The organism is Stenotrophomonas sp. WZN-1, assembly GCF_002192255.1.
Classification (GTDB): Bacteria; Pseudomonadota; Gammaproteobacteria; order Xanthomonadales; family Xanthomonadaceae; genus Stenotrophomonas.
Map to the genome: position 1 here is coordinate 2368682 of NZ_CP021768.1, position 24882 is coordinate 2393563.

A 24882-nucleotide genomic window follows, 5' to 3' on the forward strand; every position below is an offset into this window, starting at 1 on the left:
TCCGTTTACTGATCCGCCGTTCGCCGGTAGCTGCGCGGGCTGACCCCGACCGCGCGCCGGAAGCTCTTTTCGAAGTGGCTCAGGTCGCCGAAGCCGACCTGCAGCGCCACATCGGTGATGCGCAGGCGCTGGCCATCGCGCAGCAACTGCTTGGCATGCTCGATGCGCAGCTGCTGCAGGAGCAGCTTGAAGGTCGTGCCCAGTTCGCTGCGGAACAGGAACCCCAGGTGTGACTGGCTGACATGCGCCTGGCGAGCGAGGTCGCCCAGTGTGAGCGGCTCCGCAGCATGGTCCTTCAGATAGGCCAGGGCGCGTTTCAGCCCATCGTGCAGGCCTTCATGCGCGGCCCGCGGCATCTCCTCCCGGCCGGGCCCAGGCGCGGCGGCCGGCTCCGCCCCCGGCGGCAGTCGCTGCACGCGCCCGGCATCGCTGCTGGCGCTGGCTGCTGCCAGATCCGGCGCGTGCCGTGCCAGGTCGTCGCGACGGATGCAGCGGCCACCGGTCATCACCGCCAGCCGCACCACCACCCGCTCCATCTCCAGCAGGTTGCCGGGCCAGTCATGCGCGCACAGTGCTTCCAGCACGTCGTCACCCAGTACATGGGGATTGAATCCATGCAGCTCCAGCGAACGTGCCGCCAGCGCGGCGATGTCCTCCACCCGTTCGCGCAATGGCGGGATATCCACGGTGAGGAACTCCAGGCCCGCCAGCAGGGCGCGCGAAAACTGCTTCTCCCGCACCCGCTGCTCCAGGTCCGCGCTGGTCGAGGCGATCACCCGTATCGAACCGGCCGCCTGTGCCTCGGCATGTGCAGCCGGCAGCCCACGCATCCGGTGTGACAGCTGGCCCTGCAGGGGCACCGGCAATTCGTCGACTTCATGGAAGTAGAGCGTTCCGCCCTGTGCATGCGCGAACCAGTCGCAGGCTTCGCCCTGCGGGTGGACACAGTTCACCTCTACGAACGGGCCCTGCCGGTACGGGCCGCCACTGTGCAGGGCGGCGGCCAGCTCCATTTTCTCGGTCCCGAACTCACCGCGCAGCAGTACCGGCAGCGGGCTGGCCGCCGCGCGTTCGACGAATTCGTCCATCTGCTTCAGCGCCTCGCCGGCGCCGACCAGCAGCAGCGGCCGGCTCAGTGCCTGTTCGGCCCAGTCTTTGGCTTCGTAGCGCTTGATCAGGTGCGCGCATCGCTGGGCAAACTGCTCCCCCAACGCCAAGGCACTACCATCCAGGCGGCCGGCTTCACCTTCCAGGTGCAGCTCACCCAGTACCTCGCTGCCATAGCGGATGGGAACCCGCTGCAAGGAATCCGCTCCCCTGTCCCCGGCGGCCGTCGACAGCGCGGCCGTTGCCCCTGCCGCCGCGCTGCGCAGCCGCACCTGCCCGCCACGCATCACCTTGTGCTCGGACAGCTCCTTGACGAACGCTCCCAGCAGCTCGGGCAACGAAGGATAGGGCCGATAAGCGCGCTGCAGCATCTCACTGACTTGCCTGTGCATCGAAACTCCCCTTTGGAATGGCAACCCGATGCAACTGCACCGGGCGATCTCGCGATGCAGGCCGTCCGGCGTCATCGCGGGATGCTGCGACGTCCACGCCGCACGCCGTGCCCGCAGGTCGCACCGCTGTTGCCGTGCACGCTGTCCGCTCCCGATGTACCGGGAACTGCCTTCGCTGCTGGAGGCCGGCAAAGCGGACGTCGTCCAGGCCTGGGTCGTGTACCACCGGGCGGCACTGACTGTGACGCGCCGCTCCCTGTGTTGCACCCATCGCGTCCCTGGATTATGGGAAACGAGTTTCCAGAAAATAAGCATGATAATGACGTGAATATCCGCGCCGGATATTTGTCGCGCACCTGCCGCCACGCCGCTTTGCCAAAAGTGGGCCAGGGCGAAGCGCCTCAGCCGTCCGAACGGATAATCAGCATGAAAGCCCGCGCCGCACGCACGCGCGCGTGCATCGTAATGACAGCGTCTCCGCCGGTTCGACCGTGCAGCCGCACTTCAACTACCCGACGATTCGACGGCAGCGGTCGGGATCACGTCCTTCTTCACCCTCCCGCTGTGCCGGGCACTGTTGATCGGCCAAGCCCTGATCATGCGCGGCATGGCCTGGTTCCCCCGCCCTCGCCGCACCATGATGAATGGGAGGCGGCTGCGACGGTGGCGGCGGCCCATCCCGCTCCTCTATAGTCAGTCCAGCTCGGCAGGCATGGTGCCTGCCCTCGAATCACAGGGAGTTGGACATGGGTCTGGTACAGGCGGTGAAGGGTGCGGTCGGTGGTGTGCTGGCCGACCAGTGGAAGGACTTCTACACCGTGCCGGCGGGCCTGCCGTCCACGGCGGCGCTGTTCGCGGCCGTGCCGCGCGGTACCCACGCCGGCCGCGGCTCCAACACCAGTGGCTCGTCCAACATCATCACCAACGGCTCGAAGATCATCGTGCCGGAAGGCTACGGCCTGCTGCTGTTCCAGGACGGCGCGATCACCGCGTTCGTCGCCGAACCGGGTGGCTACGAGTGGCGTTCGGACGACCTGAACTCGCAGTCGATCTTCGCCGGCGACGGCCTGGTCAGCACCTTCATCAAGCAGAGCTGGGAACGCTTCAAGTTCGGCGGCCAGCCGGGTTCGCAGCAGGCGGCCTACTTCGTGTCGCTGAAGGAACTGCCGGACAACCGCTTCGGTACCCAGTCGGAAATCTACTGGGACGACGGCTTCCTCAACACCCAGGTGGGTGCGGTCACGCGTGGCTCGTACACGCTGAAGATCGTCGACCCGATCCTGTTCGTGAAGAACTTCGTGCCCGCCAGCTACCTGCAGCCGGGCCAGGTGTTCGACTTCACCGACCTGGACAACGCCGCCGCCAGCCAGCTGTTCAATGAAGTGGTCGGTTCGCTGGCCCCGGCCTTCAGCCTGTATACGAACGATCCCAGCAAGGGCAACCGCATCACCAAGCTGCAGCAGGACTCGCTGGGCTTCGCGCAGAGCCTGTCGGCTGCGGTCGAACAGGGTTACCAGTGGAAGTCCGACCGTGGCCTGGCCATCGTCAAGACCGCCATCGTCTCCATCGAGTACGACGCCAATACCCGCGAACTGCTGAAGACCGTGCAGCGTGCCGATGCCCTGTCGGGCTCGCGCGGCAATTCCAACCTGCAGGCCAGTGTCGCCCAGGGCATCCAGTCGGCCGGCGAGAACGGCGGCGCGGCTGGCCTGGTCGGTGTCGGCATGGCGTCGGGCATGTTCGGTGTCGGCGGCATGCAGCAGCCGGTCACCCCGGCGGCAGACGATCCGGTCGCCAAGCTGAAGAAGGCCAAGGAAATGCTCGATCTGGGCCTGATCACCCAGAGCGACTACGACGCGCTCAAGGCCAAGGCACTGGGCCTGTAACAGCAGGACGCACACCCAACATGTCAGATCCCCGAAACGGCCCGCCGCCGCTGCCCGGATCCGCGCCCGCGACGCCGCCGCCCTTGCCGGCGGCGTCGTTGGATGGGCCCGGTTCGCCGCAGGACGTCCCTCCCCTGCCCGGCAGCTTCCCGCTGGATACCTCGAAACTGCCGCAGGCCATCCGCGATGAAGTGGAAGCGCCCGATCCTGTGGCCATCGATACCTCGGCCAGCGAGCTGAAGGACGGCCTCAACCGCTGCCCGAAGTGCGGTGCCACCGACATCCGGCCCAAGGCCGGTACCGATATCCTGGTCTGCCTGTACTGCCGTCACGAATGGCATGGCGCACGCGTCGAGGAGGAATTCGGGCTGGGCGAGGCCATCGACCAGCTGCGCGGCACGGTCATCGCCTCCGGCGCGCGCGACATCGATGCCGACACCTCGGCACTGATGACATTCAAATGCACGGGCTGCGGCGCTGAAGTCACGGTCAACACCGAGAGTACGATGACGGCACGCTGCCACTGGTGCCGCCATGTATTCGGCGTCAACGAGCAGATCGCCAATGGCGCGGTACCCGATGCGGTGCTGCCCTTCCACGTCAGGAAGGACGATGCGGTCGCACGCATCCGCCAGTTCGTCGACAAGCGCCGCATGTTCGCGCTGAAGGCGTTCAAGGACCAGTTCACCCCGGAAAACGTGGTGGGCGTGTTCCTGCCCTACATGATCGTCGACAGCAATGTCAGCGCGGCGGTGGCCGGCAAGGGCGAGATCAAGACGCGTGAGTACACCGTCGGCAGCGAGAAGAACAAGCGCACCCTGTACGATGCCGATGTCTACCAGGTCGAACGCCAGGTCGATTTCACCGTGGATGATCTTCCACTGGAGTCCTCTGCCGAGCGCGGCAATCTGGACACCCGCGCCAACACCAACAACATCATCAACACCATCCTGCCGTTCGATACCAAGAACGCGGTGAAGTGGAACGCCTCGTACCTGGCCGGCTTCACTTCGGAGAAGCGCAACCTGGACGTGGAAAAGCTGCGGCCGCGGCTGGAAGACCAGCTGCTGTCGATCGCCCGCGCGCAGGTGGAAAGTTCGGTGAAACGCTACAACCGTGGCGTACGCTGGGAACAGGAACAGCTGGAGGTGCATGGCACGCGCTGGGTGTCGATGTACCTGCCGGTGTGGTTGTATTCGTACCACCAGCCCGGCAAGAACGGTGGCATGCTGCACTACATCGCGGTGAACGGCCGTACCGGCGAAACCATGGGCAGCGTGCCCGTGCAGCAATGGAAGATGCTGCTGGCGGCACTGGCCACCGGTACCGTCATTGAAGCCCTCGCAATTGCCTTCCTGGTGGCATCGACATGAGTGATGACAGTGGTCTCTGGCTGTTGGCGGCAGGCCCGGCCGGCGCAACCGCGCTGTACTGGGCGCTGTACCGCTATTACCGCAACACCGACAAATCGCATTCCTTCGAACACGAAACCGAGATCGAAACCCAGCCGGTGACCGGCTCGGACCAGCAGGTGGGCCGGGTGACCGGCACCGAGGAAAAGCGTATCCGCGGTGACAATGTGTACGAGTACCGGAAACGGGTGATGCGGGTAAAGCCCGATCAGTAGCGCCAGGCCATTCCTGGCTGCGCCAGCGCGATGCGAGTGCGGGCCGGCACGTTGACGAGGAAGGCATTGCCAGGCGCACCCTGCTGCTGCGGCTGCTGGTGGAAGGCCTGGCCATGGGCGCGGTACGCGACCCGGACCTGCCGCCGGAACGGGTACGCGCCCTGCTGGCCGATGCCATTGGGCGGGTGATGGCCGATTGAGGGGCGCCGAGGCGCGCCCTCACACCGTCTCCCGCCCCGCCGGTTCGATACTCGCGCGGTCCACCCTTCCGAGGATCCTGCGATGGCTGCCCTGCTTGCCCGTACCTGCCTGTCCGCGCTGTGCTGCCTGGCCCTGCCCGCCCTGGGCCAGGATGCCTCGTTCGGCATCGGCCAACAGACCATCCGTACCAACCAGGCCACCCAATCGAGCAGCACCGAGACCCAGAACAGTGGCTCGATGACCACGCAGACCACCACCAGTGGCAGCTCGCAATCTGAGTCGCGCAGCGAAAGCAAAGGCATCGACGTGGGCTTCGGCGTCCATGACAACAGCCACGACTGGCGCGATGACCGCGATGTACGCGACAGCGATCTGTTCGGCAGCTGGACACTGGGCCAGGAGAACGGCAGCACCTGCACCATCGAGCTGAAGAACATCGAGTGGTTCGGTGGCTACAGCGCCTATGTGCCTGCCGGCTGCCCGGATGGCTTCTTCTCGGCCAACCGCTGGTTGCTGTCCGGAAACCAACTGCTGCTCACCGATTCCAGCAACACTGTACTCGGACGGTTTCGCGCGGCGGGCGGAGGCCGCTGGTCAGGCTATCGTGAGTCGGACGGGGCGCGACTGTATCTGAACCCCAAGGGGCGCTGACCATACGTGCACGCAGCGGGCACGCATTGATCGGGAAGATCAGGCATTCTCCCTGCCCCAGATCCGAATGTCCGCCCCCACCGGCTCCCGCCTCGTCATCTATGCCGCACTGGCTGGCAACCTGGCTATCGCCGTGGCTAAATTCATCGCAGCCGGCATTTCCGGCAGCTCGGCCATGCTCAGCGAAGGCGTGCATTCGCTGGTCGACACCCTCAACGAGGTACTGCTGCTGTACGGCCTGCGTCGTGCAGGCAAGGCGCCGGATTCCCTGCATCCGTTCGGCTATGGCCGTGAGCTGTACTTCTGGAGCTTCATCGTCGCTCTGCTGGTGTTTGCGGCCGGTGCCGGCGTCTCGGCCTACGAGGGCATCCAGCATATCCGCCGACCGGAGCCGGCCAGCAACCACGCGCTGAGCTACAGCGTGCTGGGCATTTCCATCCTGTTCGAGGGCGCTTCCTGGTGGGTGGCGCTGCGGGAATTCCGGCGTACCAAGGGCAGACTCGGCTACTTCGAAGCCTTCCGTCGCAGCAAGGACCCGTCCACCTTCACCGTGCTGCTGGAGGATAGCGCGGCCCTGCTGGGCCTGGGTTTCGCACTGATCGGACTCGTGGCCGCCCAGGTTCTGGACATGCCGGTGCTTGATGGTGTGGCGTCGCTTTGCATCGCCGGCGTGCTTGCCGCCACCGCCTTTCTTCTCGCACGCGAAACCAAGGGACTGCTGGTGGGTGAACCGGCCCACCCGGCGGTGGCCGAGCGGATCATGGCGGTGGCCGAGACCGATCCGGACCTGCGTCGCGCGAACGGCGTGACCACCATGCAGATGGGGCCGGAACAGGTCGTGGCCATGCTCAGCGCCGAGTTCGAGGACGATCGGCAGACCCCGCAGATTGAAGCCTGCATCACCCGCATCGAAACGGCGGTCAAGCGGGAGTATCCGGAACTGGTCGCACTGTTCATCAAGCCGCAGACGCCCGAGGTCTATGACGCACGGAGGGCCGCACTGGCCGCTCCCCCTGCGCCGGAATGACGCTGCGTCTGCGCGCGTTTCACCTGTCTGATGCCAAAGTGCCACCCACGTTTGCCCGAGCCTGCCTCCACCGTGCCGGATTGGTTGCCCGCCTCTCTCCAGATCCTCCCGCGCAGCTTCTACCGGCGTCCGCCCGTCGAGGTTGCGCCCGAGCTGCTCAACAAACTCCTGGTCCGCGACGATGGCCGAGCCGGTCGCATCGTTGAAGTCGAAGCCTACGCGGGCAGTGTCGATCCGGCCGCACATTCCTATCGTGGGCAGACCCCGCGCACGGCCAGCATGTTCGGCGAGGCCGGGCATCTGTATGTCTACTTCACCTACGGCATGCACTGGGGCAGCAACGTTGTCTGTGGGGAAGTGGGTGAAGGCGTGGCGGTACTGATGCGGGCCATCGAGCCGCTGGTGGGCCTGGAGCGCATGCGCGAACTGCGCCCCGCCGCGCGCCGCGACCACGATCTGGCCAGCGGCCCCGGCAAGCTCTCGCAGGCCTTCGGGCTGGATCGCAGCTTCGATGGCGCAGACCTAGTGACCGGCAGCCACGGCATCGTCATTGCCAGCGATGGCGTGCCTCCCCCCAGGGATCCGGTGGTCGGGCCCCGTATCGGCATCACCCGTGCGGTGGACTTTCCCTGGCGCTGGCATGTTCGCGACCACCGTCACGTTTCGGTACGCCCCTTGCGCGTGCCCCGCAAACCCTGACCGGGATGCGTCACGTCAGCGTCACCCCGTCGTGGCGATACATAACGCGGTACGCACTAGCGTAGTGCCCGACAGCCGCCGAAGCCGCCCTCGCCACCCTGCCCTGAAACGCGCCATGGACGAAGCCGAACGACTGCTTGAACTCGACCGCTTGCATCTGCTCGACACTCCGCCTGAGCCCGTCTTCGATGCGATCGTCGCCGCGGCCCGCGCCGCCACCGGGATGACCATGGCGCTGATCTCGGTGGTGGCCGACGAGCGACAGTGGTTCAAGGCCAACATCGGACTGGAAGGCGTCAGCGAAACCGCACGCGAAATTTCATTCTGCACGCACGCCATCCAGCAGGATGCGCTGTTCGAGATCCCGGACGCGCGCCAGGACCCGCGCTTCGCCACAAATCCGCTGGTCACCGGCGGCCCGCGCATCCGCCACTACGCGGGCATCTCGCTGGGCTCGGCGCACGGTGCGCGCATAGGAACACTGTGCCTGCTCGACCCGATGCCGGGCGTGCTGTCTCCCTCGCAGCGCGAACTGATGGTGCATCTGGCACGGGTCACCACGCAGGTACTGGAACAGCGCAGCACGCTGATGGCCCAGGTCGGCCAGGCCAAGGCCCTGCATCGCGAACTGAAGCGCAGCGAGGACTTCCTGGAACGCACCAACCGCGCGGCGCGGGTGGGCGGCTGGGAGATGGACCTGGCCAGCAACGAAGTGCGCTGGACCCGCGAGACCAAGCTGATCCACGGCGTGCGCAGCAACTTCGAACCGACGCTCGACACCGCGCTGTCGTTCTATCGCGAGGACAGCCGCAACATCATCCAGGCTGCGGTGCAGCGTTGCATCGACGAAGGAACATCCTGGGAAGTGCAGCTGCCGATGACCACCGCTGACGGCCGCGCGATCTGGACCCGGGTCGTTGGAGGGCGGCAGCAGGTGGATGGCCGGCCGCGGCTGGTCGGCGCCATCCAGGACATCACCGAGGAACGTGCCGCGCTGGATGCACTGGAGGCCAGCGAAACCCGCTACCGGCGGCTGTTCCACTACAGCCTGGGCCTGATCTGCACGCACACGCTCGATGGCGTGCTGACCTCGGTGAACCCGGCGGCCGTGCAGTCGCTGGGCTTCGATGAGAGCTACATGATCGGGCGCAGCCTGTGCGACCTGATGCCGCCGGAGAAACAGGCCGCATTCAAGGCCTATCTCGATCGCATCGCAGTCAACCACACCGATGCCGGCGTCATCGAACTGATCGCCGCCGATGGCACCCGGCATTTCTGGGCCTATCACAACGTGCTCGACAGCGAGGCCCATCCGCCCTACGTGCTGGGCCATGCACAGGACGTTACGGCACTGCGGATGCAGGAGCAGCAGCTGCGCGAGATGTCCTTCAAGGACCCGCTCACCCAGAGCTACAACCGCCGCTTCCTGCCTCGCCTGGACGAACTGGTCGACCAGCCCTGGGCCTGCCTGATGTTCGATCTGGATCATTTCAAGCAGATCAACGACACCCAGGGTCATGCGCGGGGTGACACGGTACTGGTCGAATTTGCCGCCTTCCTGCGTGCCCCGCTGGGTGCGGCCGAGAACGTGGTGCGCATGGGCGGCGACGAATTCATGGTGGTGCTGACCGCGCCGGAACCAGGACGGCTGGCCGCACTGGAGCAGTGGTATGTGCAGCAGGCGGGACAGTCACCCACGCCGTTCTCGCTCGGTTCAACCCACCACACCCCGGGCGAATCGGTGGCCGATACCCTGCAGCGTGCCGACAGCCGCCTGTATCGAGAGCGCGCACGCGTGCGCCAGCATCCCCGGCCCGCATCCTGAGACCGCGGTTGCAGAGCCGAGCCAATGCTCGGCGTGCTGCGCGCTGCGCAGGGTTCATCGTGGACTGGCCGGACAGCAGCCGGGCATCGGCTCGGCGCCACTGGAAGTGTCGCGATTGGCATGCCTGATCCCGTTGTCGCGCGCCGACACCGGATTTCCAATAATTTCGAACTTTCCAATTATTCTCATTGGCAGCCATGGCGCTGCATGCAAATCATGTCGGGCCTCCGGTAACGGATGGCACGGGCTTGCAATCCCGTTTGAAGACTCCTGTTGTTTACGCTTGTCTGCCGGCGTCGCTCATTCCTTGTGGAGCGGCGTCGGCAGGCATTCTGTCCGCGCACCTATGGCGGGCGGTGCGTGGGGGCCCCGTGCCCGCCGGCGTTTCGCAGGAGTCGTCACCGGTATTGCAACCACGCACTGTCCGCCACCTTGCTGTTAAGCCGGGTGGCACCTTCGTCATCTACATGAGGAAGCCACCATGAGCGCCAACCGCTACCCGTACCTGTTCGCCACGCTGGGCGATGCCGCCCGCCAGCTGCCCGACGACATTGCCCGGCCGCTGGAAACCACCCTTGCCGCCAACCCCGCTGCCAACGGCATTACCCTGCTGGCGTGCCTGCAACGCATCCGCGAAGTGGATGCGGCCGACGGCCAGCCGCTGCAGCGCAAGGGGCGCGCGCCGGGCCAGTGCACGGCGCTGGCGCGCATCAACCGGGCCAATGCGGGCCTGACGGTGCTGCTGGAACTGCTGCATGCCAGCGAACGCGTGCGCGTGGATGGCGACGAAGCGCAGCAGGTGGGCAATGACGTGCGCGAGGGCCTGCTGCTGGCCTGCAGAGGGCTGTCGGAGTACGTGGACACGCAGGTCTACGCGGCCTGACCGATCGCGCCGGGCATGGCCCGGCGCGATCCATAGGTGGACAGGCCGTCACTCCGCCGCCAGCGCCTGTATCGGATCCAGCTGCGCCGCGCTGCGTGCCGGGAAATAGCCAAAGCCCAGTCCGATGGCCGAAGAGCACGCCAGTGCAGCCAGCACCGGGCCCGCGGTGAACAGGAACGGCACACCCAGCGCCAGCAGGCTGGACAGCGCACCCACGCCGAACGCGAACAGCACACCCAGCACGCCACCGAACAGGCAGATCAGCACGGCCTCGATCAGGAACTGACGCAGGATGTCGCCCTGCCGCGCACCCACTGCCAGCCGCACACCGATCTCACGCACGCGCTCCTTCACCGAGACCAGCATGATGTTCATCACCCCTACCCCGCCAACCACCAGCGCAACCGCTGCAATGGCCGAGACCAACGCCGCCATGGTCTGGCTGGACTTCATCACCGCCTTGCGGATCTGGTCGGCGTTGTAGATGAAGAAATCGCGTCGGCCATGCAGGCGTTCCAGCTCGGCGCCCAGCGAGGCTTCGGCAGCGTTGGTGGGCACGTTGTCGCGCACACGCACCGTGATGCTTTCCAGGCGCTGGCTGCCCAGCAGCCGCGAAGCCGCCGAGGTGTACGGCACGTAGACCGTCGGGGTTGCACCGCCAGCGAACGCAGTGGCCCCGACCACACCGATCACCTCCACCGGCATGCCGCCCAGCAGCACCGTGCTGCCGACCGGGTTGCCGCTGAACAGCGCTTGGGCGGCCTTCTGGTCGACCACGCCCACGGCACGGTGCGCATCGACTTCGGCATCGGTGAAGAAGCGGCCGGCCTTCAGCCGTAGCCCACGCACGCGCGGCATGTCGGCGCCTACGCCCAGCACCTGGGTGTTGGCACGCCGGTTGCCCTGCAGCGCCGCCACCGATCCGCTCAGGTTCGGGCTCACGCTGTCCACGTAACTCAACGCCGCAAGATGGTCCGCGTCGCCCACCACCAGTGTCTCGATCTCCGCCGAGCGCGGGTCACCGAAATCGGCGCCCGGGAAGATCTCCAGCGTGCTGGCGCCCAGTTCGTTGATCTGTGATTCGACCTGCGCCTGCGCGCCCTTGCCCAGCGCAACCACGGTCACCACCGCCGCGACACCGATGATGATGCCGAGCATGGTCAGCAGTGTGCGCAGGCGATGGGCCAGCATCGAGCGCACGGCCATGCGCGCGGCTTCGCGGACTGCGTCGATGCGTGCGCGGCGCTCGGTGACCGGCGACGCGCCACGTTCGGTCTCGCATGTTTCCGCTGCAGCACGCGATCCCCGCTCGCCGCGGTCGGCCACCACCCGGCCGTCGGCAATCTCGATCACGCGTGCCGCGTTGGCAGCGATCGCCGCATCGTGCGTCACCAGGATCACCGTGTGGCCCTGCGCGTGCAGCCGCTTCAGCTCGGCCATCACCTGCTGGCCACTGGCGTGATCGAGCGCGCCGGTCGGTTCGTCGGCCAGCACGATGGCGCCGCCGTTCATCAGCGAACGCGCAATGGAGACGCGCTGCTGCTGGCCGCCGGACAGCTGGCTGGGCCGGTTCGTGGTGCGTTCACCCAGCCCCAGCGTTTCCAGCAGCATGCGCGCACGGGCGGTGCGCGCATCGGCATCCACGCCGGCATAGACCGCCGGTAGCGCCACGTTCTCGGTAGCGCTCAGGTTCTCCATCAGGTTGTAGCGCTGGAAGATGAAACCGAAATGCTCGCGACGCAGGTGCGCCAGTTCATCGGGTGACATCTGCTCGGTTGCGGCGCCGTGCACGCGGTAGCTGCCTTCGGTTGGCCGGTCCAGGCAGCCCAGGATGTTCATCAGCGTGGATTTTCCCGAACCGGACGGGCCGATGATGGCGATGAACTCGCCCGCGTCGATACGCAGCGAGACCTCCTTCAACACCACCACCTCACCGGCGGCCGACCGATAGGCGCGCGATACTCCATGCAGTTCCAGCAGTGCGTCGGCCATGCTCACATCCCCAGCAGGCTGGCTGGTTCAGCGTCGCCGCCGCTGGGCGCCTGGCCGACCACCACGTTCTCACCCTCGCGCAGGCCGGACAGGATCTGCACGGCGGTGGCGGTGCGCAGGCCGGTCGTCACCGCACGTTGCCGGGGGCGACCCTTGGCATCGACCACGCGCACGGTTCCGTGGTTGCTGTCCTTGCCATCCGGCTCGGCCAGCGCCGTCAAGGGCACCTGCAGTGCATTGGCCACCCGCGCCAGCTGCAGGGTCACCTTCACCGTCATCGAAGGCTTCAGCTTCAGGCCGGGATTGGCCACATCGAACAGGCCGGCGTAGTACACCGCCTTCGGCGTCTGCGCCGAGCCGCCCGCATTGCCGGAGGCGACGTCGGCAATCGAGGATGGCGCCGGCTCCAGCTGCTGCAGATGGGATTCATAGCGGCGGCCGCTCGGCCCCAAGGTCGAGAACCACAGCGCCTGTCCCGGCGCCACCAGCTCGACATCGGCCTCGGCGATCTCGGCACGCACGGTCATCGTATCCATCTGCGCCAGCATCACGATGGTTGGCGTGGTCTGCATCGAGTTCAAGGTCTGCCCGGCCTTGGTGACGATGGCCACGATGTAGCCGTCGCTGGGCGAGACGATGCGGGTATAGCCCAGGTTGATCCGTGCGGTTTCGACCTGGGTCACCGCCTGGTCGATCTGCGCCTGCAGCGCGGCCACCTCCGAACGCGCCGCATCGCGTGCCACGCGCGCGGCTTCGAAGCCTTCCTGTGACACCAGGCGCGATGCCACCAGCTGCGACTGCCGCTGGTAAGCACGGCTGGCCTGCGCATAGCGAGCCTGGCTGGCCGCATGCTGGGCACGCAGCGTACTGGTGGCCGCCTCGGCGCTGCGCAGCGCGATACGCTGCGGCTGCGAATCGACCTCGGCGATCAGATCGCCGGCCTGCACGCGCTGCCCCAGCACCACATGCAGGCGCTTGACCTGGCCGGACACCTGCGCACCCACCGCCACCAGCTCCTTCGGATGGACCCGGCCGACCGCCTGTACGGTCTTCTCCAGATCCGCCACCCTTGCCGGCGCGGTGATCAGCGCGGCATCATCACCGCCGGCAAACGCCCACCCTCCGGCGCCGGCGGCCAACGTGGCCATGGCGGCGGCACTGATCCAGATCCTGCGGTTGCTCATCGAAACGCCCGGTTGCATGCAGTCGCCCGGTGCGACCGCCGAAGCCGCAGTCTGGAAGCCCCTGATGGACGTTTCTTGTAGCCAGCGTGGAGATTGCATGGAGGCGCGGCGGCCGTTCAGGCATCCGCCCCGCGCCTGAACGTGCCAGCGCGTCCACGCAATCTCGACACAATCTCGACCAAGTCTCCATCAACGGCCGCTAGCCTCGTCGGCCTTGCCGACTGCCCGCCTACGGCACCGCCCTTGCCCGCCCCAGCCTCGAACCCGCAGCACGCAATGAAACACGACCTCCGCACCCGACAGCCCCCCTTGGTGCTGATTGCCGAAGATGAGGGCGAAATCGCCGACATCCTCGGCGCCTACCTGGCCCGTTCCGGCCTGCGCAGCGCACGCGCCGCCGACGGCGAGGCGGCGCTTGCCCGCCACCGCCAACTGCGCCCGGACCTGGTGCTGCTGGATGTGCAGATGCCCAAGCTGGATGGCTGGCAGGTGCTGAGCGAACTGCGGCGGCGCGGCAACACCCCGGTGATCATGCTCACCGCGCTCGACCAGGACGTGGACAAGCTGACCGGCCTGCGTGTCGGCGCCGACGACTACGTGGCCAAGCCGTTCAATCCGGCCGAGATCGTCGCCCGCATCCAAGCCGTGCTGCGCCGCAGTGCCCGCACCGTCACCGAAGAGCCGAACGGATTGATCCGGCAGGAGCCGTTCGAGATCGACCTGCGCAGCCACGAAGTGACGGTGCGCCATGGCGAGCAGGTGCACGCACTGAACGTCACCCTCACCGAGTTCCGGCTGCTGGTGCACATGGCGCGTGCGCCGCGGCAGGTGCATGCGCGGGTGGATCTTCTGCATGCCTGCCTGCCCGAAGGCGATGCGCAGGAGCGCACCGTCGACAGCCATGTCAGCAAACTGCGGCGCAAGCTGGAGGATGCGGGCGTGGTCGGCATTCCCGCCACCATCCGCGGCGTCGGCTACCGTTTCCTGGACTGAATGATGAACCCCAAAGGCAAGAGCATCGGCGGCCAGATCACGCTGTCCATCACGGTAGCCTCGCTGTGCTCGACGGTGCTGTCGATCAGCGGCTTCTACCTGTTCTACTACCTGATGGAAGTGTTCTATCCGCGCTGGTATGACCAGCCGGAAACCATCATGCCCTCGGGGCTGGAGTGGCTGTGGATCGGCTTGACCGCCACCGTGGTGGTCATCTTCGCCACGCTGGTCGCCTCGCGCCTGACCCGGCGCATCATCACCCCGTTGAACTCGGTGGCCGAGAGCCTGCGCCGTGTCGCCAGTGGTGATCTGGAGGCGCGTGCACGCGGCGGTGACACCACGATGGCCGAAGCGGCCACGCTGGTCAGCGATTTCAATTCCATGGCAGAGCGGCTCAGCCGCATGTCGGAGAACCGGGTGTTCTGGAACGCAGCGATCGCGCACGAACTGCGCACGCCGATGACCATCCTGCGCGGCCGCCTGCAGGGCATCGCCGAAGGCGTGTTCGAGCCGGGCCCGGAGCAGTTCAACAGCATGCTCACCCAGCTGGAGGGCCTGACCCGCATCATCGAGGACCTGCGCGTGGTCAGCCTGGCCGAGAGCGGCCACCTGGACCTGCGCCTGCAGCGCAGCGACGTCAGCGTGCAGGTGGCCGCAGTGGTCGAAGCGATGTCCGAGGCGCTGACCGAAAGCGGGTTCTCGGTAACGCTCGACGCGCGCCCGTCACTGGCGGACTGCGATCCGGCGCGCATCCGCCAGGCGCTGCTGGCGCTGCTGGAGAACGCGCGCCGCCATGCCATTCCCTGCCCACTGCGGGTGCGCGTCACGCTGGCACAGGGTCATTGCACGGTGGCCGTGGAGGATGGTGGCCCCGGCGTGCCGGACGAACTGCGTGACAGCATCTTCGAGGCCTTCCAGCGCACCGATGTCTCGCGATCGCGGCAGAGCGGTGGCTCCGGGCTGGGCCTGGCCGTGGTGCGGGCGATTGCCGTGGCACATCACGGCACCGCGCTGTGCCGGGCCACCGAACGTGGCGGCAGTTCGTTCGAAATCCGCTGGCCGGTACATGCCCGCCGTTGAGGCGGTAGACACTTCCCTGGTAGCGGCCCACCTTGGTGGGCATTCCCATCGCTGAACGGCGCCGGTTTCTCCACGCAATCTCCATCGATCCTCCATACCCGCTCCAAAGGGCCGCCGATACTGGGCGTGACCAAGGAGGCGGCAGGTATCCGGCCCCCTGCCCTGCCTCTACCTCGCCCTGGCATCCCCATGAAACACCCGCACGATCCGGCGGCCGCCGCCGGCAGCATCGGCCAGCAGAACGCGGCCGCCACCCTCAAGGCCATCCTGCGCACCTACCCCTGGCAGCTCACCGGCACCTTCTCGCTGGTGGCGCTGGAAAATACGCTGCTGCTGGCGTATCCGCTGTTTGCCGGCTTCGCGGTGGACGCGATCATCCGCGGCAACATCGGCCACGCCATCTCCTACGCCGGTGTGGTCCTGCTGTTCTGGCTGGTCGGTGCTGCCCGCCGTGCGGTCGATACCCGTACCTTCACCCGCATCTATGCCGACCTGGCGGTGAACGTGGTGCAGGCGCAGCGCAGGCTGGGCCAGGCCACCTCCACCTCGGCCGCGCGCGTTGTGCTGGCCCGTGAATTCGTCGACTTCTTCGAAAAGCACGTGCCGATCATCGCCACCGCGCTGGTGTCGATGTTCGGTGCGGCGGCGATGCTGCTGGCGATCGAGCCGCTGGTGGGCGCCGCAAGCCTCGTCGCGTCGTTGGGCGCGCTGTTGCTGCTGCCGTCGTTCGCACGCCGCAACGAGCAGCTGCATGGACGCCTGAACAACCGGTTGGAGCATGAGATCCGCCTGGTCGACCGGGTCAGTCCCTCGGTACTGCGTCGCCACTACACCACGCTGTCGCGGCTGCGCATCCTGCTCTCCGATCGCGAAGCCGGTGCCTTCGTGGTCGTTGGTGCAGCGGCAGCGGTGCTGTTCGCGCTGACCATCGGCCGTCTCGCCACCACCGACGGGGTTACCCCGGGCCATGTGTACGCGGTGATGACCTACCTGTGGACGTTCGTCGGCAGTCTGGATGATGCACCGTCGATGGTGGATCAGCTGGCGCGGTTGAAGGACATCGGCCGCCGGGTCAGCCCGGGCATGGAGGATCCGGAGCACAAGGAAGCCGCTTGATCGGTAGATGGCCACCTTGGTGGGCAACGATGTATCGCGGCGCCAACCAAGGTTGGCGGCTACCAGGAGCAATGAACTTTTCTTCGATTTGCTCGCCCGCGCGAAAAACAGCCGAGCAGGGCTCGGCGCTACAGAAAAGCGGCCATGCGCTGCAGCTCGTCGTCCAATGCACCACGAAACACCTTGTCGCGGGCCAGTGACTTGCCGGCGTAGCCCACGCCGGACACCAGTTCACTGTCGCGCACGATGAGATTGGCCCAGCCCACCACCTGGTCGTGCCACAGCACCGGCAGCGCGTAGTAGCCGTACTGGCGCTTCGGCGCAGGCGTGTAGGCCTCGAACTTGTAGACCCAGCCCCACAGCAGCTCGAAGCGGCGGCGATCCCACACCACCGGGTCGAACGGCGCCAGCAGGCGCACCTGATCGTCCGGCGCATGCCGGCGCGAGCGCGGGTTCTCGTCGGCCGGCCAGTACCAGGTGGTGCCGTCCAGCGTGCAGCTGGCCAGCTGTTGCTTGGCCAGCTTCAACGCCTGCCGGGTCTGCTCGGCCAGATGTGGCGCACCGTAGCCCAGCAGGCGCACCAGGTAGGTCAGGCTGGCCGACGGCAGTGGCGCGTACTTGCGCACCACCAGATCGATCAGGGCGGCGGCACGTTCGATCTGCGCCTGCTCGCTGGCGTCCGCCTCGGCGTGTTCGGCCACTGCATAGATGCGGGTGCCGCTGTCGCGCCGCTGCACGCGCAGCAGGCCACGGTAATGCATGCCATCCAGCAGGTGCGTGCTGGCATTGCTGGTGCCGCCCCAGTAGTTGGTCACCCGGCCATGCGCAAACGCCTGGTCCACCTCGCGCGGATGCACGCTGCCACGTTCGCGCACGAAGGCCAGCACATCCGCTGCACGGCGCTGGGTCTCGGCGTCCCATGCGCGCTTGGACACGCGCGGATGCATCAGCGCCAGATGTTCGCGCGGCAGGAAGCCGTAGTTCACCAGGCAATCTTCTTCCACCGGCAGGCGCGTGTAGCGTCGCTCCAGATCACCGGCACGGTAGTCCTTCACCCGGTGGCGCAGGGTCAGGTCCTGCGCGCGTGCCGGTGCGCGGATCGGGTCGGCCTGCACGAAGCCCAGGCGCCGGATCGCGGCCAGCAGCGTGGTGGGCTTGAACAGCGTACGCGCCACCGCATGGCGGCGCAGATCATCGAGGGTGGGCGTGGCAGGCATGGCCGCATTGTAGAGTCGAGCCATGCTCGACTGCATTCATCCGAAAGAGCAGTCGAGCATGGCTCGACTCTACGAGTTGCCATCCTCGTTCAACACCTCCAGCGAACCGATCACCAGCGCACGCATGCCCTGCTTGAACTCGGTGATCACCTGGCCCTCTTCGTCGTCGGCAATGCCATAGACCGTGTCCGCACCGGCAATGCAGTAGAACGCGATCGTGGCCAGCAGCCAGCGCGCCTTGTCCAGCGGCAGACCGAACACCTCGGCCACATGGGCCTGGTGCGAGGCGATCTTCTCCAGCATCGGCGTGGTCGCCACTGAACGGCGCAGCAGGTACGGCGGTAGCCCTGGGTGCGCTTTCACCACCTCGCACAGCGATTCTACGAACCCCAGCAGGTAGGCCTGCAGCCCGCCCGGCGCATCGGGCGAGGCACGCGGAATCTGCCAGCGCTGGAACACCCTATCGGCCACCAGCCGCTTCAAGGCCTCCAGGTTGGCCACGCGCTTGTAGAGCGCGGCGTGGGTCACCGCCAGTTCGGCGGCCACGTTGGCCATGGTCAGGTTCGGCAGGCCCAGTTTGATGCCGATGTCGGCCAGGCGATCGGGGGTGATGGTGGGCGGGCGGCCACGGGCCGACGCCGGGGTTTCAGGGTGCATGTTCATTCCGTAGCGAGGGTGCCAGCAAAGGGACCCTCTTGTCCGCTTCACATGGTTTAGTTTAATTTACTCAACTAATTCGGAATGCGCGTGGTTCGCAACCCCGCTGCGGTCCGCAATCGAGCCCATGGCTCACTTCCCGCCAGGTCCCCACCCAGCCGACAACCCTGCGCCGCGCCCTCCCCGTGCTTGCCGTCGGCAACGCGCCAGGCGCGCTCGCACCTGCGATTCACAGGAACCTGGCATGACCGTGTACCCCCTTTCCTCCCCGCTGCAGCCCGCAGCGGCCGCCGCGAGCCGCATGCAGATGCATCCGCCGATGGCCCGGCGCTACCGGGTGTCGGCCCTGGCACTGGGCCTGCTCGCCTCGTTTGCCGCGCTGGCCGACTCCGCACCGTCCACCCTGCCCTCGGTGCAGGTGCAGGAACAGCGCCGGGTGACCGGCGACTATGCCGGCGGCCAGGTGGCTTCCGGTAGCCGGGTCGGCCTGCTCGGCGACAAGGACTTCATGGACACGCCGTTCAGCACGGTCAGCTACACCGAAGCCTTCATCCGCGACCGCCAGGCCAAGGACCTGACCGACGTCATCGCCGCCACCGACCCCACGGTATTCAGCAACGGCGTCACCGGCGCCTGGAGCGAGAACTACGCGATCCGTGGCTTCGCCTCCAGCACCAGCGACACCACCTTCAATGGCCTCAGCGGCATGGCGCCGTACTACCGCACCTCGCCGGAAATGTTCGAGCGCATCGAGGTCTTGAAGGGGCCGTCCGCCCTGCTCAATGGCATGCCGCCCGGCGGCTCGGTCGGTGGCAGCGTCAACCTGGTGCCCAAGCGTGCCGGCGATCAACCGCTGCTGCGGGTCAGCGCCAACTTCGTCTCCGATGCGCAGTTCGGTACCCACGTGGATGTGGGCCGTCGGCTCGGCGCCGACAAGCAGTTCGGCATCCGTTTCAACGGTGCCTACCGTGATGGCGACGGTGCGGTCGGCAAGCAGAGCAAGAAGGTGCAGTTGGGTTCGCTGGCACTGGACTGGCGTGGCGAGCGTGCGCGGCTGTCGGCCGATCTGTACAGCGCCGACGATCGCGTCGATGGCCCCGCCCGTGGTGTCGGCCTGGCACCGGGTGTGGCGATCCCGCGGCCACCGCGTGGCGACACGCTGATCAACCCGGACTGGGCCTACGTGGACAGCCAGGACAAGGGCGCGATGCTGCGCGGTGAGCTGGACATCAACGAACACCTGATGACCTACCTGGCCTATGGCACCAGCAAGACCGACTACCGCTACAACGGTTCGATCAGCGCGCAGATCCTCAACCCGGCCGGTGACTTCACCACGGTGATGGGCCAGCTGGCATTCGACATCAGGAAGCAGTCCGGTGACGCCGGGCTGCGCGGCAGCTTCCGTACCGGCAGCGTGAGCCATCAGTGGGCCGCCAACGTGACCCACTACCAGCACACCCAGAACGACTACGGCCGCCGCAGCGTGCCGGGCTGGGACTGGACCACCAACCTGTACAACCCGGTGTGGGGACCGGCCGCGCCGTTCGTGGCGCCACACATCTCGCACACCGAACTGCGGCTGGACAGCCTCGGCTTCGCCGACACCTTGTCCTTCGCCGATGACCGCGTGCAGCTGACACTGGGCGTGCGTCGCCAGCAGGTGGTCAGCGAGACCTTCAACGTGGCCAGCGGTGCGCGCACCTCGCGCTATGACGAGAGCGCCACCACCCCGGCAGCGGCTTTGCTGGTGAAGGCCACCGACACGATCTCGGTCTACACCAACTACATCGAAGGCCTCAGTCAGGGCGCCACCGCGCCGATGACTGCTGCCAATGCCGGCGATGTGTTCGCACCGTTCCGCACCAAGCAGAAGGAGCTGGGCCTGAAGCTGGACCTGGGCAGCTTCGCACACACCTTCAGCGTGTACGAGATCAAGCGCCCGAGCAGTTACACCGATCCGGTCACGAATATCTTCTCGTTCGGTGGCGAGCAGCGGAACCGTGGCGTGGAATGGGGCTTCTTCGGCTCACCGCTGGATGGCGTGCGTCTGCTGGGCGGCGTGGCCTACGTGCAGCCGAAGCTGACCCGCACCGCCGGTGGCGTGAATGAAGGCCGCATCGCCACCGCCGTGGCGCAGCGGCAGGCCAAGCTGGGTGTGGAATGGGATGTGCCGGCCTTCCAGGGCCTGACCCTGACCGGCAATGCCACCGCCATGTCGAAGCAGTACATCAGTGCCGACAACCGCCTCTCGGTGCCCGGACGCACGTTGTTTGATGTGGGCGCGCGTTACAGCACCACGATGGCCGGACGACCGCTTGCCCTGAGAGCGAGCGTGAACAACGTGACCAACAAGGCGTACTGGGGCATGCCGTTGTTGTCGAGCCTGGCGCTGGGGGCGCCGAGGACGGTGCTGGTGTCGGCAACGATGGATTTCTGAAAGGCATCCACGTATGGCGTGGATCTACTGGGCATGCGCCACTCCGCTTCATCAGTAGAGCCAGGCCATGCCTGGCTGCCCCCATGTTGACCCGCCAAAAGCATCCACGCATGGCGTGGATCTACTGAACCTCGGCCTACCCTTTCATTCCGGATGCAGGCGATAAATAGCCTGGTTGGTCAACGCCAATGCCGCCAGCTTCAGGCCTTCCATCACGCGATCGCCCACGTACTGATCCGGGCCGCCATTCTGGCGGGCGCGTTCGGCAGCCAGCAGGATCTCGTTCACGATGCGAAGGCCGGCTAATGCCCCATCGGCATCGGCCAATGCCAGGCAGCGGCCCGGCAGTTGATGGCGCTCGGGCCAAGGCTGACCGTCAGCAGCCGCGCCCAACCCGATGCGATGCAGCAGGGCCGTCAGGCTGTTGAGGTCGGGCGGGACGTCGTGCCCTTCATCGGCATTGGCCGGGGCGTGCTGATGAGGGAACTCCGATGCGTTCATGGCAGGTCTCCTTGCAAGGCATGCGGGACCACCGCCCTTAACAATCAAGGCGGCGGACGGTACGTGGCTGGAAATCCCGTGAGTGAGTGCTATACCCGGGCGGTGGGCTTGCGCCCACCTCCACGCACCGCCCGCCATGGAACGCGAACGGAATGCCAGCCGACGCCGCGCAAGGCGACGTCGGCTGGCAAGCGTAAACAGCACTTACTCAACGGGGTTTCCAGGCCCCGGCCACCCTTATTCGGTGGCACCCCATCATGTGCACAACGGGATGGCAGGCGCCAACAACCCACGTGCAAAGACAGCGACGTTTACGCAGCGATGGCATTGTCGCATATCGTCAATCGATCCGAAGATTCAACAACTTGCGCCCTACCATCTGCGGCATTCCCCACCCGCATTGGCACCACGCATTCCTTGACCGCATCCGGCATTCGAGACATGCGAGATGCCAGCTCCGACATTACGCAAGCAGATGGGCAATCAACGCCAGCACCGCCAGATGCCCCACGTAGTAGCCATAGAACGTCCAGCGCCAGCGTGGCAGCTGCCACGGCACGCGCGCCGCCAGCAGCACTATCGGAATGGCCAGCAACGCCCAGCCGTTGTGGTTGGCCCAGCACACCGCTGCAAGCGCGGCCAGCAACAACCACCAGGCCCGATGCCGGAACGCGATCCAGGCCAGCAGTACGCTGCCCACACCGGCCCACTGATAGTCCACCAGCATCGGCAGCAGACCTGCGGCCAGCAACAGCTGCACCGGCCGATTGTTCGCCAACGCATGCACGGCCACCGCGGCCAGAGCGAAGGTCAACAGGATGTTGAGCGGCAGCCAGGAACCGAACGCGAGTGCGTGCAATGGCTGCGCGATCAGCCCCCATAGCGCGAGCCGGCGTATCGATTTACGCGGGTCGGCCCCGGGCTGGGCCAAGTTGCAAGCCATCACCAGCGCGAACAGCGGGAAGGCGATGCGCCCCAGTTCACTCACGACCGGCAGGTAGCCGCCGAAGACCACTTTCGCCACGTGGTCGCCGGTCATGGTCAGCAGTGCGATCCATTTCAGCAGCTCGCGTGCGCCGCTGCCGAGGATTGGATCGGGTGTGGACGTCCCTGTCGTGGTCGCTTGCATCGCGGAAGCTTATGCGCATCGGCCAGCGCATTTCCAGCGCCGCGAAGGTGTGTGCCACTGCAGGTAGCGGACGGCGGCGCTATGCTGGCGGCCTCTGTTTGTGAGATACCCGCCATGCGCACGCTTTACCCCGCCATCGAGCCCTACCGCGAATTCACCCTGCCGGTGAGCGATCTGCACACCCTGCATATCGAAGAGTGCGGCACGCCCGAGGGCATCCCGGTGGTGTACCTGCATGGTGGCCCCGGCGCCGGCATCTCGCCCACCCACCGCCGCTTCTTCGACCCGGCGCGCTACCGCATCGTGCTGATCGACCAGCGTGGCAGCGGCCGCTCCACGCCGTTCGGCGAGCTGCGCGACAACACCACGCAGGACCTGGTGGCCGACATCGAGAAGGTGCGCGAGCACCTGGGCATCGAACGCTGGCTGGTCTACGGCGGCTCCTGGGGCTCAACCCTGTCGCTGGCCTACGCGCAGGCGCATCCCGAGCGCGCCACAGGCCTGATCGTGCGTGGCGTGTTCCTTGGCCGCGAAATGGAGAACCGCTGGTTCGCCGAGGCCAACGGCGGTGCACGCTGGATCTTCCCGGAACGCTGGGACCGCTATGAGGCCTACATTCCAGAAGCCGAACGTGGCGACATGGTCGCGGCCTACTGGAAGCGCTTGAACAGCGCTGACGAGGCCACCTGCATCGAAGCCGCACAGGCCTGGCTCGGCTGGGAGGACAACGCTGCCACCCTGCAACACGACGTGGACGCGCAATCCAGCGACGACCCGCTGGACACGCTGGCCAAGGCCCGCATCGAAGCGCACTACTTCCGCAACGGCATCTTCCTGGAACCGGACCAGCTGCTGCGCGACATCGACCGCATCCGCCACCTGCCCGGCGTGATCGTGCAGGGCCGCTACGACATCATCTGCCCGCCGCGCAGCGCCTGGGACCTGGCCAAGGCCTGGCCGGAGGCAAAGCTAGAGATGGTGACCTCGGGCCACAGCGCGAACGAGCCGGCGACGGTGGATGCGCTGGTACGCGCCACGGATGCGTTCGCCGACCGTTTCTGAAGACAAGGGGTAGTGCCGGCCGCTGGCCGGCATCCCGGGGCTTGTAGGTAGAGTCGACTGTCAGTCGACTGCTCTCGGCGGGAAGCCGAAAACCCCGCGCTGCGCGCGATAGTCGACTCTACCCAGCCGCCTCTGCGCCGTCGATCACGGCAGCCCGGTGAATGGCGGCCCACCGCCACCGGCCAGGCAGGCGGATTCTTCGCAGCTCGCTTACAGGCAGGCGCCGATGATCCGGCCGTGGCCACGGACAACCCTGGCCTACCTCCCTACTTCTGGAGCCTGCCATGACCGGTGTTCGCTATCTACCCGTCGCCCTCGCCCTTTGCGCGGGCCTGCTGCTGGGCGGTTGTTCCAAAACGCAGGAGGCCAGCAAGGCTACCGCGGCCGAGGACGTAACCGAAGTGAAGCTCATCCCTGCCTATGAATCGCTCGACAAGGACAAGGACGGCATCGTCACCCTCGCCGAGGTGGATGCGGTGGCGCCGGACTGGGCCGAGCGCCTGCACGCCTGCGATACCGACCGCGACCAGAAGCTGACCCGCGGCGAGTACGACGTGTGCAAGCAGACCAGCACCGCGCATTGATCCCGTGATGCGCCCTTGATCGGCGCGATGCGTGCCCGGCTATACCAAGGTATAGCCGGGCTAACCCACGGGCCTCTAGGACTGGCCCATTCAGGGGCGGACAATAGCGCCACCGGCCAGGGCAACCCTGGCTGGCACTCCCACCTCATGGAGACGCAGATGGACCCCGACCCGGCCGGGCGCACCGCGCCCTGGATGACCGCTTGTTGCCTGTTCCTGGCGCCTGCCCGCCGGTCCCTGCCTGCCTGAGTGACGGGGGATCGCCAGGTGCCGCTTGCCTGGAGATCACCCCCATGTCCTACAAGATCCTCTACATCACCCTGCGCCGCCTGATCGGTGAGCGCGATGTTGCCGCCCTGCGCAGCCAACTGCTGCAGCGCGGCCCGGTCATGTTCGCCCGTTCGCTGTCGCTCGGCTCGCCTCGCGTGGTGGCCGACGCGCTGTCACTGCTGCCGATCAGCGAACGCATCAACGTGCTGCGCCATCTGCCCTACCCCCTTCGCGATGCGATGAAGCCGCTGTGCATCGGTGGCAGCCAGCGCCTGCACATGCAGCCGTGGTCGCCGGCGGTACTGGCGATGCGCCACGCCTGACCTGTTCCAACCGTTCCGTTCGTGTTCCGGCCCCGG

General features: G+C 66.7%; 22 protein-coding genes. 15 read left to right on the plus strand and 7 right to left on the minus strand.

Annotated features, from left to right (window positions below; translation table 11 throughout):
* Positions 1 to 5: 5 nt before the first annotated feature.
* Entirely contained in the window at positions 6 to 1499 is a 1494-nt protein-coding gene (locus CCR98_RS11255) for a helix-turn-helix domain-containing protein (RefSeq protein WP_087922665.1), read from the minus strand.
* A gap of 746 nt (positions 1500 to 2245) precedes the next feature.
* Between CCR98_RS11255 and CCR98_RS11260 the strand changes: the two genes are divergently transcribed.
* The 8 genes from CCR98_RS11260 to CCR98_RS11300 all read left to right on the plus strand — a co-directional run bounded on the left by CCR98_RS11260 (position 2246) and on the right by CCR98_RS11300 (position 10298).
* Positions 2246 to 3385: an SPFH domain-containing protein gene (locus CCR98_RS11260; RefSeq protein WP_087922666.1), complete on the plus strand. Its 1140-nt coding sequence runs from the start codon at positions 2246 to 2248 to the stop codon at positions 3383 to 3385.
* A 20-nt stretch (positions 3386 to 3405) separates the two neighbouring features.
* Complete coding sequence (locus CCR98_RS11265; RefSeq protein WP_087922667.1) at positions 3406 to 4758, plus strand: hypothetical protein; 1353 nt, start codon at positions 3406 to 3408, stop codon at positions 4756 to 4758.
* The gene (locus tag CCR98_RS11270) at positions 4755 to 5012 is read left to right on the plus strand and encodes a hypothetical protein (RefSeq protein WP_087922668.1); all 258 of its coding nucleotides are present in this window, start codon (positions 4755 to 4757) and stop codon (positions 5010 to 5012) included. The genes CCR98_RS11265 and CCR98_RS11270 overlap by 4 nt, the downstream gene beginning before the upstream one ends.
* A 282-nt stretch (positions 5013 to 5294) precedes the next feature.
* Positions 5295 to 5864 carry an AprI/Inh family metalloprotease inhibitor gene (locus tag CCR98_RS11280; protein WP_087922669.1) on the plus strand — a complete coding sequence of 190 codons (570 nt, stop codon included), beginning with the start codon at positions 5295 to 5297 and terminating at the stop codon, positions 5862 to 5864.
* Between the two features lie 67 nt (positions 5865 to 5931).
* On the plus strand, positions 5932 to 6891 hold the full coding sequence (locus tag CCR98_RS11285; protein ID WP_087922670.1) for a cation diffusion facilitator family transporter: 960 nt from the start codon (positions 5932 to 5934) through the stop codon (positions 6889 to 6891).
* Between the two features lie 72 nt (positions 6892 to 6963).
* Positions 6964 to 7590 (plus strand): DNA-3-methyladenine glycosylase, encoded by a 627-nt coding sequence (locus CCR98_RS11290; RefSeq protein ID WP_087924178.1) that lies wholly within the window; start codon positions 6964 to 6966, stop codon positions 7588 to 7590.
* Between the two features lie 115 nt (positions 7591 to 7705).
* A complete protein-coding gene (locus CCR98_RS11295) occupies positions 7706 to 9415 on the plus strand; it encodes a diguanylate cyclase (protein ID WP_087922671.1) in 1710 nt (569 codons plus the stop codon).
* Positions 9416 to 9896: 481 nt separating this feature from the next.
* Positions 9897 to 10298, plus strand: a complete 402-nt coding sequence (locus CCR98_RS11300; protein WP_087922672.1) for a hypothetical protein — start codon at positions 9897 to 9899, stop codon at positions 10296 to 10298.
* Between the two features lie 48 nt (positions 10299 to 10346).
* On the opposite strand, the gene CCR98_RS11305 is transcribed toward CCR98_RS11300, so the two are convergent.
* Both CCR98_RS11305 and CCR98_RS11310 read right to left on the minus strand, forming a co-directional pair.
* The gene (locus tag CCR98_RS11305) at positions 10347 to 12290 is read right to left on the minus strand and encodes a MacB family efflux pump subunit (protein WP_087922673.1); all 1944 of its coding nucleotides are present in this window, start codon (positions 12288 to 12290) and stop codon (positions 10347 to 10349) included.
* Between the two features lie 2 nt (positions 12291 to 12292).
* Positions 12293 to 13474, minus strand: a complete 1182-nt coding sequence (locus CCR98_RS11310) for an efflux RND transporter periplasmic adaptor subunit (protein ID WP_087922674.1) — start codon at positions 13472 to 13474, stop codon at positions 12293 to 12295.
* Positions 13475 to 13750: 276 nt separating this feature from the next.
* On the opposite strand from CCR98_RS11310, the gene CCR98_RS11315 reads away from it, so the two are divergent.
* The 3 genes from CCR98_RS11315 to CCR98_RS11325 all read left to right on the plus strand — a co-directional run bounded on the left by CCR98_RS11315 (position 13751) and on the right by CCR98_RS11325 (position 16663).
* Positions 13751 to 14467 carry a response regulator gene (locus tag CCR98_RS11315; RefSeq protein WP_087922675.1) on the plus strand — a complete coding sequence of 239 codons (717 nt, stop codon included), beginning with the start codon at positions 13751 to 13753 and terminating at the stop codon, positions 14465 to 14467.
* Between the two features lie 3 nt (positions 14468 to 14470).
* Complete coding sequence (locus tag CCR98_RS11320) at positions 14471 to 15547, plus strand: ATP-binding protein (protein WP_087924179.1); 1077 nt, start codon at positions 14471 to 14473, stop codon at positions 15545 to 15547.
* A 189-nt stretch (positions 15548 to 15736) separates the two neighbouring features.
* Positions 15737 to 16663, plus strand: a complete 927-nt coding sequence (locus tag CCR98_RS11325; RefSeq protein WP_087922676.1) for an ABC transporter six-transmembrane domain-containing protein — start codon at positions 15737 to 15739, stop codon at positions 16661 to 16663.
* Positions 16664 to 16791: 128 nt separating this feature from the next.
* Here CCR98_RS11325 and CCR98_RS11330 read toward each other — a convergent pair whose 3' ends face one another.
* Complete coding sequence (locus CCR98_RS11330) at positions 16792 to 17904, minus strand: crosslink repair DNA glycosylase YcaQ family protein (RefSeq protein WP_232463005.1); 1113 nt, start codon at positions 17902 to 17904, stop codon at positions 16792 to 16794.
* A 45-nt stretch (positions 17905 to 17949) separates the two neighbouring features.
* Positions 17950 to 18543 (minus strand): TetR/AcrR family transcriptional regulator, encoded by a 594-nt coding sequence (locus CCR98_RS11335; RefSeq protein WP_087922677.1) that lies wholly within the window; start codon positions 18541 to 18543, stop codon positions 17950 to 17952.
* Positions 18544 to 18781: 238 nt separating this feature from the next.
* On the opposite strand from CCR98_RS11335, the gene CCR98_RS11340 reads away from it, so the two are divergent.
* On the plus strand, positions 18782 to 20977 hold the full coding sequence (locus CCR98_RS11340) for a TonB-dependent siderophore receptor (RefSeq protein WP_087922678.1): 2196 nt from the start codon (positions 18782 to 18784) through the stop codon (positions 20975 to 20977).
* A gap of 144 nt (positions 20978 to 21121) precedes the next feature.
* On the opposite strand, the gene CCR98_RS11345 is transcribed toward CCR98_RS11340, so the two are convergent.
* Both CCR98_RS11345 and CCR98_RS11350 read right to left on the minus strand, forming a co-directional pair.
* Entirely contained in the window at positions 21122 to 21478 is a 357-nt protein-coding gene (locus CCR98_RS11345) for a hypothetical protein (RefSeq protein WP_087922679.1), read from the minus strand.
* A 463-nt stretch (positions 21479 to 21941) separates the two neighbouring features.
* On the minus strand, positions 21942 to 22607 hold the full coding sequence (locus CCR98_RS11350) for a TraX family protein (RefSeq protein ID WP_087922680.1): 666 nt from the start codon (positions 22605 to 22607) through the stop codon (positions 21942 to 21944).
* 114 nt (positions 22608 to 22721) lie between these two features.
* Between CCR98_RS11350 and pip the strand changes: the two genes are divergently transcribed.
* From pip to CCR98_RS11365, 3 genes are all read left to right on the plus strand, one after another.
* Positions 22722 to 23669 carry a prolyl aminopeptidase gene (gene pip / locus CCR98_RS11355; protein ID WP_087922681.1) on the plus strand — a complete coding sequence of 316 codons (948 nt, stop codon included), beginning with the start codon at positions 22722 to 22724 and terminating at the stop codon, positions 23667 to 23669.
* Between the two features lie 284 nt (positions 23670 to 23953).
* Complete coding sequence (locus tag CCR98_RS11360) at positions 23954 to 24253, plus strand: hypothetical protein (RefSeq protein WP_049445012.1); 300 nt, start codon at positions 23954 to 23956, stop codon at positions 24251 to 24253.
* 293 nt (positions 24254 to 24546) lie between these two features.
* Positions 24547 to 24846, plus strand: coding sequence for a hypothetical protein (locus CCR98_RS11365; RefSeq protein ID WP_087922682.1), 300 nt, complete (start codon positions 24547 to 24549; stop codon positions 24844 to 24846).
* Positions 24847 to 24882: the final 36 nt, after the last annotated feature.

What these genes read in the sequence shown, in the direction of transcription:
- CCR98_RS11255 (WP_087922665.1), bottom strand. Translation starts at nt 1,499, where the DNA reads ATGCACAGGCAAGTCAGTGAGATGCTGCAGCGCGCTTATCGGCCCTAT.
- CCR98_RS11260 (WP_087922666.1), top strand. Translation starts at nt 2,246, where the DNA reads ATGGGTCTGGTACAGGCGGTGAAGGGTGCGGTCGGTGGTGTGCTGGCC.
- CCR98_RS11265 (WP_087922667.1), top strand. Translation starts at nt 3,406, where the DNA reads ATGTCAGATCCCCGAAACGGCCCGCCGCCGCTGCCCGGATCCGCGCCC.
- CCR98_RS11270 (WP_087922668.1), top strand. Translation starts at nt 4,755, where the DNA reads ATGAGTGATGACAGTGGTCTCTGGCTGTTGGCGGCAGGCCCGGCCGGC.
- CCR98_RS11280 (WP_087922669.1), top strand. Translation starts at nt 5,295, where the DNA reads ATGGCTGCCCTGCTTGCCCGTACCTGCCTGTCCGCGCTGTGCTGCCTG.
- CCR98_RS11285 (WP_087922670.1), top strand. Translation starts at nt 5,932, where the DNA reads ATGTCCGCCCCCACCGGCTCCCGCCTCGTCATCTATGCCGCACTGGCT.
- CCR98_RS11295 (WP_087922671.1), top strand. Translation starts at nt 7,706, where the DNA reads ATGGACGAAGCCGAACGACTGCTTGAACTCGACCGCTTGCATCTGCTC.
- CCR98_RS11300 (WP_087922672.1), top strand. Translation starts at nt 9,897, where the DNA reads ATGAGCGCCAACCGCTACCCGTACCTGTTCGCCACGCTGGGCGATGCC.
- CCR98_RS11305 (WP_087922673.1), bottom strand. Translation starts at nt 12,290, where the DNA reads ATGGCCGACGCACTGCTGGAACTGCATGGAGTATCGCGCGCCTATCGG.
- CCR98_RS11310 (WP_087922674.1), bottom strand. Translation starts at nt 13,474, where the DNA reads ATGAGCAACCGCAGGATCTGGATCAGTGCCGCCGCCATGGCCACGTTG.
- CCR98_RS11315 (WP_087922675.1), top strand. Translation starts at nt 13,751, where the DNA reads ATGAAACACGACCTCCGCACCCGACAGCCCCCCTTGGTGCTGATTGCC.
- CCR98_RS11320 (WP_087924179.1), top strand. Translation starts at nt 14,471, where the DNA reads ATGAACCCCAAAGGCAAGAGCATCGGCGGCCAGATCACGCTGTCCATC.
- CCR98_RS11325 (WP_087922676.1), top strand. Translation starts at nt 15,737, where the DNA reads ATGAAACACCCGCACGATCCGGCGGCCGCCGCCGGCAGCATCGGCCAG.
- CCR98_RS11330 (WP_232463005.1), bottom strand. Translation starts at nt 17,904, where the DNA reads ATGGCTCGACTCTACAATGCGGCCATGCCTGCCACGCCCACCCTCGAT.
- CCR98_RS11335 (WP_087922677.1), bottom strand. Translation starts at nt 18,543, where the DNA reads ATGAACATGCACCCTGAAACCCCGGCGTCGGCCCGTGGCCGCCCGCCC.
- CCR98_RS11340 (WP_087922678.1), top strand. Translation starts at nt 18,782, where the DNA reads ATGACCGTGTACCCCCTTTCCTCCCCGCTGCAGCCCGCAGCGGCCGCC.
- CCR98_RS11345 (WP_087922679.1), bottom strand. Translation starts at nt 21,478, where the DNA reads ATGAACGCATCGGAGTTCCCTCATCAGCACGCCCCGGCCAATGCCGAT.
- CCR98_RS11350 (WP_087922680.1), bottom strand. Translation starts at nt 22,607, where the DNA reads ATGCAAGCGACCACGACAGGGACGTCCACACCCGATCCAATCCTCGGC.
- pip (WP_087922681.1), top strand. Translation starts at nt 22,722, where the DNA reads ATGCGCACGCTTTACCCCGCCATCGAGCCCTACCGCGAATTCACCCTG.
- CCR98_RS11360 (WP_049445012.1), top strand. Translation starts at nt 23,954, where the DNA reads ATGACCGGTGTTCGCTATCTACCCGTCGCCCTCGCCCTTTGCGCGGGC.
- CCR98_RS11365 (WP_087922682.1), top strand. Translation starts at nt 24,547, where the DNA reads ATGTCCTACAAGATCCTCTACATCACCCTGCGCCGCCTGATCGGTGAG.